The organism is Rhodococcus sp. NPDC055024, from assembly GCF_053608585.1.
Map to the genome: position 1 here is coordinate 52,537 of NZ_JBSGVT010000011.1, position 12,543 is coordinate 65,079.

At 59.8% G+C, this 12,543-nt stretch carries 10 protein-coding genes and 1 pseudogene; 2 read left to right on the plus strand and 9 right to left on the minus strand.

Going from position 1 to position 12,543, the window contains the following annotated elements; all coding sequences use genetic code 11:
* Positions 1–23: 23 nt before the first annotated feature.
* On the minus strand, positions 24–938 hold the full coding sequence (locus tag ACWF6P_RS22065) for an amino acid ABC transporter permease (protein WP_452622461.1): 915 nt from the start codon (positions 936–938) through the stop codon (positions 24–26).
* 614 nt (positions 939–1,552) lie between these two features.
* Between ACWF6P_RS22065 and ACWF6P_RS22070 the strand changes: the two genes are divergently transcribed.
* Positions 1,553–2,503 carry a transporter substrate-binding domain-containing protein gene (locus tag ACWF6P_RS22070; protein ID WP_452622462.1) on the plus strand — a complete coding sequence of 317 codons (951 nt, stop codon included), beginning with the start codon at positions 1,553–1,555 and terminating at the stop codon, positions 2,501–2,503.
* A gap of 910 nt (positions 2,504–3,413) precedes the next feature.
* Here the strand turns inward: ACWF6P_RS22070 and ACWF6P_RS22075 are convergent.
* The 7 genes and pseudogenes from ACWF6P_RS22075 to ACWF6P_RS22105 all read right to left on the minus strand — a co-directional run.
* A pseudogene (locus ACWF6P_RS22075) lies at positions 3,414–4,277 on the minus strand (IS110 family transposase); the annotation flags it as partial.
* Positions 4,278–4,688: 411 nt separating this feature from the next.
* The gene (locus ACWF6P_RS22080; protein WP_452622463.1) at positions 4,689–6,134 is read right to left on the minus strand and encodes an aspartate ammonia-lyase; all 1,446 of its coding nucleotides are present in this window, start codon (positions 6,132–6,134) and stop codon (positions 4,689–4,691) included.
* A complete protein-coding gene (locus ACWF6P_RS22085) occupies positions 6,076–6,780 on the minus strand; it encodes a VOC family protein (protein ID WP_452622464.1) in 705 nt (234 codons plus the stop codon). The genes ACWF6P_RS22080 and ACWF6P_RS22085 overlap by 59 nt, the downstream gene beginning before the upstream one ends.
* A 72-nt stretch (positions 6,781–6,852) precedes the next feature.
* Positions 6,853–7,767, minus strand: a complete 915-nt coding sequence (locus ACWF6P_RS22090; protein WP_452622465.1) for a 5-oxoprolinase subunit C family protein — start codon at positions 7,765–7,767, stop codon at positions 6,853–6,855.
* Positions 7,764–8,411, minus strand: coding sequence for a 5-oxoprolinase subunit B family protein (locus ACWF6P_RS22095; protein WP_452622466.1), 648 nt, complete (start codon positions 8,409–8,411; stop codon positions 7,764–7,766). The genes ACWF6P_RS22090 and ACWF6P_RS22095 overlap by 4 nt, the downstream gene beginning before the upstream one ends.
* Positions 8,408–9,208 carry a LamB/YcsF family protein gene (locus ACWF6P_RS22100; protein WP_452622467.1) on the minus strand — a complete coding sequence of 267 codons (801 nt, stop codon included), beginning with the start codon at positions 9,206–9,208 and terminating at the stop codon, positions 8,408–8,410. The genes ACWF6P_RS22095 and ACWF6P_RS22100 overlap by 4 nt, the downstream gene beginning before the upstream one ends.
* A complete protein-coding gene (locus ACWF6P_RS22105; protein ID WP_452622468.1) occupies positions 9,205–9,891 on the minus strand; it encodes a GntR family transcriptional regulator in 687 nt (228 codons plus the stop codon). Before ACWF6P_RS22105 ends, ACWF6P_RS22100 begins: the two co-directional genes overlap by 4 nt.
* 1,033 nt (positions 9,892–10,924) lie before the next feature.
* On the opposite strand from ACWF6P_RS22105, the gene ACWF6P_RS22110 reads away from it, so the two are divergent.
* Positions 10,925–11,146 carry a hypothetical protein gene (locus ACWF6P_RS22110; RefSeq protein WP_452622469.1) on the plus strand — a complete coding sequence of 74 codons (222 nt, stop codon included), beginning with the start codon at positions 10,925–10,927 and terminating at the stop codon, positions 11,144–11,146.
* Positions 11,147–11,425: 279 nt separating this feature from the next.
* Here the strand turns inward: ACWF6P_RS22110 and ACWF6P_RS22115 are convergent, their stop codons facing one another.
* Positions 11,426–11,779: a histone-like nucleoid-structuring protein Lsr2 gene (locus tag ACWF6P_RS22115; protein WP_452622470.1), complete on the minus strand. Its 354-nt coding sequence runs from the start codon at positions 11,777–11,779 to the stop codon at positions 11,426–11,428.
* Positions 11,780–12,543 lie beyond the last annotated feature (764 nt).

The following is a 12,543-nucleotide window of genomic DNA, read 5'->3' on the forward strand; positions in this document are numbered from 1 at the left end:
GATTGAGGTGATTCGGGCCGTCGTCATACATTCGTCGCCTTCGGTGACTTCAGCGGTCGCTGTGTCGCTGCGCCCCTGCCGTAATGTCGTTCGATTGCCGCGAGCCCGATTGTGATGATGCCCGTGATCACCAGATACCAGATAGCTGCAACGCAGAGAAGTGGAATTACCTGGAAGGTTTGGCTATAGACGTGCTGAACCTTCGTCATCAAGTCTGTGCCACCGATTACGGAAACCAGCGCGGTACCCTTGACAAGATCGATGAGATTGTTTCCCAACGCTGGGACCGCCGACGGCATGGCCTGAGGAAGAATGATCTCGCGGAGAGTGAGTCCCCTACCCATACCGATCGCACGTGCCGCCATGTATTGACCGGGGTCGACGCTCGCGAGACCCCCTCGAATGACCTCCGCGAGGTAAGCAATCTGGATAAAGGTGAAGCCGATAACCGCCGCCATGAAGGGTGATATCAGTGCATTAGTGTCCGCGGAGAACAGCTTGATGCCGGTAAGAGGAATTCCTACCTCGAGCCGGGGGTACAGCGCAGCGAAGAAGGCCCAGAATATGAGCTGGACGATGGGCGGAATCGAGCGAAAGATCCACACATAAATCAACGAGATCGTCGAAAGCACTCGATTCGAGGACGTACGCATAAGTGCGAAAACAAGGCCACCAAGCAATCCGGTGACCATACAGATCGCGGTTAGCTCCAGGGTCGTCACAACTCCCATTAGGATCGACTTGTCGAACAGATACTCGGCGATCACTGGAATTTCCAGGTTCTCGTTGGTCACGAGCGAGTATCCGACAGCTCCCACCACGAGGGCGAAGACCGCCACCCCCATCCAGTGCGCGTAGTTCGTCCGATGTTTGAGCGTAGGTACTGGTTCCCCAAACCGCTCGAACTGCGAGCTGAGTAGAGCTGTTGGTGCAGCCATTTATTCCTCCAGCGACGTAAAAATAGATCGGGTTTTCCGAGCATGCAGGGTTACTGTCCACGCAGCGCGGCAAGATGCGCTTGTGAGAGATAAGCGCAACGCGCTTCTGTCCTTCACCGGTCGATCCAGCTCTGAAACATCGCAAACACCCTCCGCGCGGGCCCGGAGGCCGCTGGGCGGTGCCCTCTCAGGCCGAGATCTCGAGATTCTCCCGGCCGACGCCTCAGCAGTCTAAGTCGTTTCTCTTACGATCGACAAGACCCCGCGACATACCAACAAGTCGTGCGCCGCTCCGCGACGAGGTGGAAGCATTCTTCACTTCATTTCCTCGAACACAGTGATTCACAGTCGGCGAAGTGACAACAGACTCCCAGCATGTCGGCCGTCGAGGCGCGTGGCCAACCACCCTGACCGACCCCTTGACTCATTCAGCGACGGGCGACAGCGAGATACCTCTAGATCAAATCTATTGCGTGGGGTTGACGGTCGCAAATCTTCGAGTAGAGTCTCCACCACCCAACAAGCGGCGGACCGCTCGGCAACGAATGGATCGCAGGTTCCGAACGAAAATTCGTGTGAGCCCCCGCGCCGATTCCTCCAAGGAGTGAAGGTCGTTGAATAAAAGATACGTTTCCCGCGGCGGCGTTCGAGCCGGACTTGCGGTTGCAGCAATGCTCCTCGCCGCGTCATGCGGATCCCCCGAATTAGCTGGATCCGACTCGGGAACGAAGGACGCGACTGTCGAAATGAAGCCGGAAATCCGCGCACTCTTCCCCGAGTCCATGTTGGAGAGTGGAGTGCTTCGGGTCGGCCTGAGCGCGCCAAGCCCTCCCGCCGCGATGCTTGTCGCCAACAAAGTCGCAGAAGGGACCGACTACGACACACTGTCCGCAGTAGCCGCACTCGCCGGACTGCGCGCAGAGTTCACGCCGCTGCCATTCACGTCGGTTGTTCCATCGCTGAACTCTGGACGTACCGACATCACAGGGAATCTGGTCCCGACTCCCACACGAACGGAAGCCGCCGATTTCATTCTCGTCGGGAAAGTGCCCTACGGAATCTTGATCGCGAAGGGAAACCCCAAAGGCATCAGCGGAACCGAGGACCTTTGTGGCAGAACTGTCGCCGTGGTAGCTGGCAGCACCCAGTTCGACCTCATCGAAGCGCGAAACGAGGACACCTGCAAACCTCAGGGCAAGCCTCTCATCGCGTGGCGTGAATACCGGGACCAACCCGCCGCGATTCTCGCGGTGAAGTCTGGCGAGGCCGATGCTTTCCCCCAGGCCTCGAGCGTCACTAACTACGTCGCGTTGACCGTCGAGCAGGGTACGACATTCGAATCAGTCATCGATCACAAGGGGATCGGCGGCGCTGTGTACTCTCCAGTCGGATTCGGGGTCCGAAAGGGTGACGACCAGCTTAAAGCCGCTGTCCAGGCCGCAATGCAAGTGCTCGTCGACAGCGGCGCGTACCTTCCCATACTGGAGAAGTACGGAACCAGCAACGAAATACTGCAGCACATCACGGTGAACGAGCTCGATCCCAGGGACCTTGCACAAGGCTGACGTGCCGATGTTCACGAGGCGCCAGGATGCATCGAGTGGGAACGCCCCAACACTTCGCATCCTGGCGCTGACCCGCCGAGCACTACGCGATTACCCTCAGGTAGCTGTGACTTGATCATGGAGTAGCTCGCACAAAGTTTGCAACATCACGAGATCGCCGTCATCGCATGGAAGCGAACCACACCTCTAGGCAGCGAACGCCGCTGATGGAGGGCGTTCACCGCCAGCGACGCCCTCGTCGGATCGTGTATCCGACGATCTTGTTCGAATACACGTAGCGGTTTCAAGAATCCTGTCCTTGATCGCGCATAGGCACAGCTTTCCGGTATCGGCTGGGATTCCAGCAGTCGTCGCAACCTTCACGATTAAGAGACTTCCAGAAAAGCACTCAAGCGCTCGGCAAGGGTGTCCCAGTCGAGCGATTCTCGAGGTCTGGGCGTCCTTCCCACCGTCAAGATTTTATCGATGCTGTGCGCTTGCCTATAGACGCCACTCGGGAAGTATTGGCGGAGTAGACTATTGGTTTTCTCGTTACCGCCGCACTGTCAAGGCGCCCGCGTCTACAAAGTTGGTCGCGGTGATGAACGCCGTGTCCGACCATCTTGGCGCTTGATCCCGGGCCAATGTTCCGCGCAGCGATGCGACAGGTGACGGACGCCGGCGATGAGGGAGCCGGACTGCACCGGCAGTCGTTCGTGCCCGAGCCTCACGATGCGGGAGGAGCGTTCGACTAGTGACGCGATCGCCGATCCGCCCAGAACTCCCACAATGAGCTCGCCTTCCCTACGTTGTTGTGATGGGTGATTCCAGGCTGCCGTAAGGTCTCGATCACCCTCAGTAACGGCTGCCACCACACCGTAACGGTGTTTACCGACCGAAATCTAGGGGAAAGGGACCACCTCAGGTGCTGGTCGTCGACGACCGCCAACGACCAGCACCATCCCGCGAGTTTTCGGGCGACGGCGACATTCGCGATCACCGGACGCTTCTTACGGGCGGTGAACTGCTCCCACCGATGATGCAGGCGGTGATTGCCCCGAAAATCGCTGCCAGTCGCCGATCTCGACCGCCAACCCGAATCTGGTCAACGTCGAAATTCCGCGTAAACATTCCAACCGGCGCACCGTTGGAGTGTAGGGACTGTTCTCCACCATCTCCTCGATCGCCGCATCGAGTCGGTCACGGCGGCTCGGGTCAGCAGCATCGGCTCGTAGTTCGAGTCGAATGTCGCTTGCAACGGAGACTGGTCGAACCTGCCGACTACACGGCCACAGATCGTGCGCACCGGTCCACGCTGCACCACCGGAATAGACAATTCCCTGCCGCAGAAGAAGTTTCGACAAGCGATGTCGGCATCGCATCAGATCCCCACGAGCATCCTCACGGGCACAGACCAGATCACGGGCCGCCTCCTGTTCCACCGACGGAACAGTAACCTCGACAATCTCGTCCAACCAGAGCAACCTTGCCAGATGCAAGGCGTCACGAGCATCGGTCTTGACCCGGTCACCAGCAGGTCTCTGCAGTTTTGACGGCGCGACCACCACACACTCACACCTGACTGAATCACGGCTCGGCACAGACCAAATCCGGTCGGTCCAGCCTCGTAGACCACTTTCACCGGGCGCGGCAGCGAACACAACCAGCTGAGAATTTTGCCGTGATCCGGACATAATCGTTGTTCGAGCATTTCACCCGTCTGACCGTCAATCGCGCACGCCACTACCGAGAGCGCAGGCACGTCCAAGCCAACACTCGTACGCCGATAAATCACCGGGGCCTCCTGCACATGTAGGCACTACCGATCCAGGCTTCCCCCCACCCGACAACCCACAGCAACGTGCAATCGAGCCCCCTCCCCAGAACGGGCCGACCTACATACCGCCAAGTTGTCGCATTCGCGCGAACAGCATTCGGCATCACGGACAGCGGTTCCGCTCACGCCTCAGCCGAAGCGGGTAAAGACTCGGGATCAGGCGATATGGCGTGGTCGGTGTAACCGTCCTTCCGAGGTGACCACTGTCATCGGATGCGATCCCGTCCTCAAGATCGGCGATGTCGGCAGCTGTCACGCTGAAGGCGTCCACCGTGGCGGGCGGGTTAACAGTCGGGTGGGGGCAACGACGACAAAGGCTCGCGCAGTGAGATCGGTCATCAAGTTCCTTTCGAAGAGTGGCACCGCGCGTCAGTTCTCGGCTGTCATGGCACGCGGGCGGACGAGATTATCCGGGCTGAGGATGGTCTCGAGTTGCCCTTGGGTGAGCAACCCTGACTCGACTACGAGTTCGATGATGCTGCGCTGGGACACCAGTGCCTGCGAGGCCAGCGCGCTCGCCGCGTCGTAACCGATATGCGGGTTTAGCGCGGTGATCAGGCTGATGGATTGTTCCACGGTGCGGCGCATGTGTTCGACGTTCGCGGTGATCCCGGGAACACAGAGGGTAGCCAGGGTTGAGCAGGCGGCGGTCAGGTGAGTGATGGATTCAAATAGCTTGCACGCGATAAGGGGTTCGAAAGCATTGAGCTGGAGTTGTCCGGATTCGGCGGCCATGGTGATGGCGACGTCGTTGCCAGCGACTTCGAACGCGACCTGGTTCACTACTTCCGGTATGACCGGATTGACCTTTCCGGGCATGATGCTCGAGCCCGCCTGCACCGCGGGCAGGTTGATTTCTCCGAGTCCTGCCCGCGGCCCCGAGGACAGCAACCGAAGATCGTTGCAGATCTTGGAGAGTTTGACCGCGCACCGTTTGAGGGTCCCCGAGATTTGTACGAAGGAGCCGACGTCCTGGGTGGCCTCTACGAGATCAGGCGCAGTGACCAGGTCGAGTCCGGTGATGGCACGGAGTTCGGCGCAGACGATCGCCGGGTATCCGGGGTCGGAGTTGATACCTGTTCCCACGGCGGTGCCGCCGAGGTTGATCTCCCGGGCCAGTTGCGCGGCCTCGATCAGCCGCTGCGCGTCTTCACCGATCATCACGGCGTAGGTGCCAAATTCCTGACCCAAGGTCATCGGCACTGCGTCCTGCAGCTGGGTACGTCCCATCTTGACATGGTCGGCGAATTCTATTGCTTTCGCGGCGAACTCAGCACCCAATGCGGTCAGCGCGGTTTGTAGCCGCGTCAGGGCATTCATGAGCGCGATCTTGACGGCGGTGGGATACGCGTCGTTCGTGCTCTGGCTCAAGTTGACGTGTTCGAGGGGGTGTAAGACGGTGTAGTCACCGCGTGCATACCCGAGAATTTCCAGTGCCCGGTTGGCGATCACTTCGTTGGCGTTCATATTCGTGGAAGTTCCGGCGCCGCCTTGGATGGCATCGACGATGAAGTGGTCGCTCCATTTTCCTGCTCGAACTTCCCTGCAGGCGGAAAGGATGGCATCGGCCCGTTCGTCGTCAAGGAGGTGGAGTTTCCGATTGGTCTCTGCCGCAGCTTGTTTGACAGCAGCCAGACCCGAGATGAGGTCACCGAACTTGCCGATCGGGGTACCACTGATGGCGAAGTTTTCCTTCGCTCGCAGGGTGTGGATTCCGTAATAGGCCTCCGCGGGCACGTTCCGGTCCCCCAGCAGATCATGCTCGCGGCGGGTGGGGCGTGCAACCGCTTCGGTGACCTCGACGGAGGTGCTCATGTGACGTTCCTCTGGGTTGGGTGGGCGTCCCGCATTCTCGGGACTTGAGCGTATGGCGACAGCGGCTGATGCTGAAACGGAGCGGTCCCGCCGGATTGGCCGGGTACGGGTGGGAACCAGACCAGTCACCCGGTGTGGGGACAACAGTGGTGAGCGATCCGGGTGGTGCGGTCCGAGGTGGAAGCGGACGGCCATCGCCGCCGCCACCAGGCGATAGCCGTCCACTATGTGAGATTACTTCGTGAACAACTGGTCGATGTTCGCGAAGGCCTTGAATTCGAGCGCGTTGCCCGCCGGGTCCGCCGGCGAATCGGACATAGGGATCGATGACGAACCCAGTGTTCACTGCCTCGAGTTTGGCAGCGAGATTCTTGAAGTCGTCGACGCTGAGAACCAGTCCGAAGTGCGGGACGGGAACCTGGTGTCCATCCACCTGGTTGGTGCCGGCGACCCCGTCGCGAGCGGCCAAGGTGCCGTCGCCAACCTGGTGGGTGACGAGCTGATGGCCTTGGAAGTTCCAATCGATCCAACGGGTGTCCGACCGTCCCTCGCTGAAACCGAGCACACCGCCATAGAACTTGCGGGCGGCATCGATGTCATCGACGGGGATGGCCAGGTGGAAGGGGGCCAGCGTGGTGCTTATCACGAGTGTCCACTCGGAGAGTTACTGGTGAAGGGGATTCGCGTGTGATGCGCGATGTGCGCGGTCGTGGTCTCCTTACGCGGCTGGGGTGAAACGCACGGTGGTGCCGGGTGCGGCTTGGGCGAGCAGGGCGATGTCGGCGTCGATGACGACGCCAATCACCGGGTAACCGCCGGTGACGGGGTGATCGGCGAGGAACACGATCGGCTCACCCGACGGGGGTACCTGGATCGCGCCGCGCATCATGCCTTCGCTGGGAAGATCGATGACGCCGATGGTCAAAGCTGGCCCGGTCAGGCGGCTGCCAACGCGGTCGGTCTGGGAGGAGACCAACCAACGGGTGCGGGTGAAACGTGCGCGGTCGGCGTCGGTGAACAAGGTTTCGCGGGGCCCCCACCGGAATGTGATCTCGGCGTGACGCACGGGTACGCGGGAGACCACATTCTCAAGGGGACAATCGGTTACGGGCGCAGACGGACGGGGCAGCGGGAAATCGTCTCCCCGCTGTACCGGCGGCGGCCCGAGTCCGGCGAGGGTGTCGCGAGACGCCGATCCGAACACTCGGGGGGCACCGATTCCGCCGGCGATCGCCACATAGGTGCGCAGACCCCAGCTAGGTCGTCCGAGCTGGACACGCTCACCTGTCTGGACATAGAGCCGTGCCGACTCTGAAACTGTTCGACCGTTCACGCACACCGTCACCGGCGCGCCGGTGACAGCAATGTAGCGACTGTCGGACAACTCGAATGTCAACCCACCAAGGGTGGTCTCGAACACGGGGGCGCTCACAGAGTTGCCGACCAGCCGGTTGGCAGACATCAGGCTGGCACGATCCGCCCCACCAGACGAGGAAACCCCGAGATGTGCATATCCAGGCCTGCCCAGGTCTTGCACCGTGGTCAACGTACCCGGATCGACGACCCGGACGTGGTCTTCGATGGCGGGGACAGTAGGCGCTGTGGGTATGTTAGGGATCGGGGCGAGTGTCATCGGTCAATCATCTCGAACACGACGTGATCGCCGAGATTGAGCCGGTTCGGCGGAGTACAATCGATGTCCCACAACACTTCCGGAGTCGACCCGATCAGATGCCATCCCCCGGGGGTTCCGCCGGGATACACCACGGACTGCAATCCGGCGATCGCGACCGTGCCAGCCGGCACCCGTGCCCGGGGCGTCGACAACCGCGGTAGATCCAGGTGAGCCGGGAGGCCATCGATGTAAGCGAATCCGGGCGCAAATCCGAAGAAACCGACACGATACTGGGCCTCGGAGTGCGCGGCGATGACGTCGTCACGGCCTAGGCCCAGCCGGTCGGCGACCGCATCAAGATCCGGCCCGTCGTAGCAGACGGGGATGACCACAGTCCGCGCAGCGGAGTACTTGGTGCGAGCGTGAGCTTGGCGGAGCACCTCGCGGATACCCTCGGCAAGGACCGGCATATCGGCGCCATCTCGAGCAATGACCAGTACGGACTCGGCGGTGGGGACGATGTCATCGATCAGCCTTACCAGCGGCCCGGACGACAGTGCCCGCACAGTAGCCGCGATGTCCGCTCCTTCGAGGTCGGCGAGCCATCCCCGGTCGCCGGCCCGGCGCAGAATCGTCAGTGTTGTGCGGTGAGTGGTGCTCATGTCTGGCACCTGGCGGCGGCAGTGTCGATCGGTGTAACCGCGATGTCGGCGGCCAGCAAAGCAGACCGCGTCATCTCTGCGATGGCGATCGCCCCAGGTGTGTCGCTGTGCACGCACAAAGCATCGATGGACCGACCCTCGGGGACAAGGCTGATACGTTCGCCTGTGACCGCAGTGACGGTTCCCGTCGCCACCATCTCGACCGCTCGATCGGCCGCACGGTGTGGATCGGTGATCAGTGCCTCGGGATGCGAACGGGCGACGAGGGTGCCCTCACCGGTGTATCCGCGATCGATGAACGCCTCCGCATACGGGATCAATTCTGCCTCGACAATTCTGTCCCACAGCGCAGTTCGGAACTGACACAGAATCGGAAGTGATGGGTCGAACAACCGGACGGCCTCGACGATGGCTTCAGCGTGGCCATCGTGGTTTGCCGCAGTGTTATACAGCGCTCCGTGCGCCTTGACGTAGTCGACTTCTGCCCCTGCGATTCGGGCGAACACGCTCAGAGCCCCCATCTGATAAAGCAGGTCATTGATCAGCGTCGGCACCGGAACGTCGATGAAGCGGCGTCCGAACCCTGAGAGGTCCCGGTAGGACACCTGCGCCCCAATGGACACTCCGCGCCGGGATGCCGACTCGCAGATTCCGCGAAGGATATCTGGATCCCCGGCGTGGAATCCACAGGCGACGTTCGCTGCCGTCACGTGGTCGAGCAGAGCCTCGTCGTCGCCGATACGCCACACCCCGAAGCCTTCGCCTACATCCGTGTTGATCGCGGTCTTCTTGGTCACGACGACGACTCCAACCAGTAGGGTGATACGGCCCCAGTGGATTGTTCCCATGCTCGGTGCAGACCCTGCTGACCACCATCGATATGGGCGACAATGTGGCGCGCGAACGCTTCGGCGTCGCCGTCGGCGAGTGCTTGAACCATCCCTTTGTGCTCCTCCTGCACTCGCTGGTAGGCCGGTGTGCCGTGGACATAGAACCGCGAATACGGTTCGACCCTGTGGTAGGTCTGGGTGATGACCTCATACCGCATCGGCAGGCGTGCGAGTCGATACATGTCAAGGTGAAAAGCCAGGTTGATCCGGGACCATTCAGTCGCACCGATCTCGTGCACGTGATCCATTTGGTGTGCCATCGCCTCGAACCGGGACACGTCCTTACGAGAAGTCCACTCGGTTACGTGCTCGGCGAAACTCGGTTCGATGAGCCGGCGCAGGTCGTAGATTTCGTCGATCTCGGCCAGATCCAACTCCGTCACGAACGTCCCCCGGCCGGGGACAGTCCGCAATAACCCCTCCCCCACCAGGGTGCGAATCGCTTCCCGCAGCGGGATCCGGGAGACCCCGAATCGGTCGGCCAACTCCTCTTGGACCATTCGGAATCCGGGCGGGTAAACCCCCTCAAGGACAGCAGTCCGCAGCCGCACCGTCAGATCGCCACCGTCCTCGACTTGCTTGTCACCCATATTCATATCCAATGTATACACTGAATGCAGCTGATACGAAAGCGATTAGGTACCGATTTATTGCGACTACAAACAGGCTCGAGCGCGCAAGCAGTCCGGGCACAGGAACCGACGACCCTGCCTACTACTTCTGGCCAGCAAAGACGAGTCCGTCCGCTGCATCTGTGCTTAGAACCATCGAAGTAGCCGTCGCCGACATTCGGTTCTGCGAAGTCCGGACAGACGCGAAGTATCCGATACCAGTTTCTGCGAACAAGTCCCCGCGGAAGTCTCGTCTGCCGGGCCTCAATCGGCAGACGGGGATGGACGGGACCCCGAAGCATAGGTAAGGAATTCTGCGGAAAGCCAAGTCAACCAAAGCTCGGGCAGCCCCAATGACGCGGGAGGAGATCCCGCACCTGCAGGCCAGCGATGCCCGGACTGTGAACGACTTAACCGACCTCCGCTACTCTGCCCCAGCAAGCGCCGACAAAGATTGAGGCACTTCCGCCTCCCAGCAATTCACGTCAGCGACGAGACGGCCATTCGAAATCTGGACTGTGGCAACGAGGCTTCGCGCGACCGAATTCATCGGAAGGGGTTCGAAGAGGGAGCAATGCATACCGCGTATGTCACAAGCTTCTGCCGAGACGGTGACCTTCTCAGTCACTGGCTGCGTTATAAGAATGAGCGGTGGCGGCTTCTCCGTGGAGTTCGCACCGAAGCCCTGCAAGAACTGAACTCCCCATTCGGACAGTCATGGAACGATGGGGTCGGATACTACGGAGGTTCTATTCTGCGACAGGGTCATATACGGGATGGATGAGGAAGCGTTGGATGCCGCTGCCAGAGAGCTCGTCCACCCTGATCGGGGCATCTCGTCAATCATCGCCGGTATTGTTGAATTGGCTCGTTCAAGGCCCCAGCGTTCTCCGAGGAGGAGGAGAACGAATGGAGGCTCATCCGGGCCGCCTGCACTTACGCCATAGGCGTGTCGAAAGGACCCTCACCGACGCGCGCGGTCGTTCCGTTCATCCGGCTGCACCGTTTCCAAGTGAACCTCGATCAGGTGCCCATCGCCGTGCATTTCCTGCGTGTGGCGGTCTCCCTGGATGAATATATGACCGGGACCCTCGCCGCGACAAAGGAGCTTGAGTCCGCCGTCATCACCGAGCACGGACTCACCGTCGACGAGGACCGCTCCCCTCCGACACTATCTCCTGCCGGCAATAACCACGAACACAGCGCCCAAGAGTCCTTGCTCGTCGCCGCTTGAGTCGGCAGTGCTCACTATGTACCCGGTGAAGAAAGAATTCGCCAGCAGCCGCGGCGGCATCGAATCCCACTACGCCGTTCCGGCAGGCTTCGAGATACTTCACCAAAGCTCGCTGATCGCCTTATGTCGATACCGTTCAGGACCGTGACCTGAAGGTTCAAGTTCATCGCTGTTTTGTTGGACCCTGCGCAGTTTCGCGAACTCGGTGTGCGACACGATGCGACTACTAGTACACACGAGTCCGATCTAACGCACTGCACTTACCAGAGATGCTGAGAGTTAGTTCGCTGCATCGAAGGCATCGAGTACCTCGGATTTAATTCGCCCCCGCCTGGAGACATCGAAACCGTTCATGCTTGCCCACTCGCGGACCGCTCCAAACTGCTCAGGTGATCGGCCGGACCGCGATACCGCGCCAGTCGATTTCGCGCGCACCTTGCTGGCCCAGCGGATCTTTTCCGCAGCTTGGATGAACGGAGCGAACGCCGCGTCGATCTTGTCGGCATTTGCTGGCCGAAGGTCGATCCGATAATCGACGCCGCGATAGGCGAAGTTGATTTCAAACCCAAACCCGACATCGATCGATTTTTCATCCAGATCATCGATGAGTTCGCGAATGACTATTTCAGCCATGAAAGATCCTTTCGTTTAAGTCTAATCAATCTGCGTCATCCTATCCGCCTGATCATGTATACCGGAGCATCCCGCCATCCGCCATACATCAGCACCAAGGACCTTCCAGGAGGACCCCGGTTCAACCAATCCAGATTTTATCTGGAATGAGGCCGGGCACAACGCATCCGTTGACCTGAAGTGATACATGGAGAATCGGAGACAGATACGCACCGAATTCGTCGCTCGGGACCGAGCAGCCATCGAATCAACTCCGCTCTACATTGAGCGAGCGTGACATTACGCAAGCACCTTGAGGAGCAGCGCCTAATCGTGGGAACACACACACGCGCGCTCGCAGAACTTCGAAATCCAACTGAGGACAATTACTGCTGCCGCGGTGTCGAATTGGCCTGCACTGCGTCGGGTTCAATTTGATCGTCAAACTCGGGCAATTGTTACTTCCGAACTGGGTGGTCTCGAATGCACGAATCATACCATCAAGGGAGATCAATTGAAACTCCAAAACCCACAGAAATATGGCAATACCCAGAACGAACAATTTCGTTAGATCAGGAAACTAACGTAATATTCCATGGATTTTAATTCGGAATAGCACTTTAGTAGGATAGAGCCATCAAAAGTAGTAGCGTGGGATAACTCGCACCGTCTTCAGTTCACGTAACTGCAACATCGAACCCCAGGTAGACATGCACTTTTTCCGATTTGCGAACACTCTCGCAAGAGTTATTCCGCAGATAGCCGTCAATGGAAAAACATTTATC

Bases quoted from the DNA above. Each gene is read 5' to 3' on its own strand.
- ACWF6P_RS22065 (WP_452622461.1), bottom strand. From the start codon at position 938: ATGGCTGCACCAACAGCTCTACTCAGCTCGCAGTTCGAGCGGTTTGGG.
- ACWF6P_RS22080 (WP_452622463.1), bottom strand. From the start codon at position 6,134: ATGAGCACCTCCGTCGAGGTCACCGAAGCGGTTGCACGCCCCACCCGC.
- ACWF6P_RS22090 (WP_452622465.1), bottom strand. From the start codon at position 7,767: ATGACACTCGCCCCGATCCCTAACATACCCACAGCGCCTACTGTCCCC.
- ACWF6P_RS22095 (WP_452622466.1), bottom strand. From the start codon at position 8,411: ATGAGCACCACTCACCGCACAACACTGACGATTCTGCGCCGGGCCGGC.
- ACWF6P_RS22105 (WP_452622468.1), bottom strand. From the start codon at position 9,891: ATGGGTGACAAGCAAGTCGAGGACGGTGGCGATCTGACGGTGCGGCTG.
- ACWF6P_RS22115 (WP_452622470.1), bottom strand. From the start codon at position 11,779: ATGGCTGAAATAGTCATTCGCGAACTCATCGATGATCTGGATGAAAAA.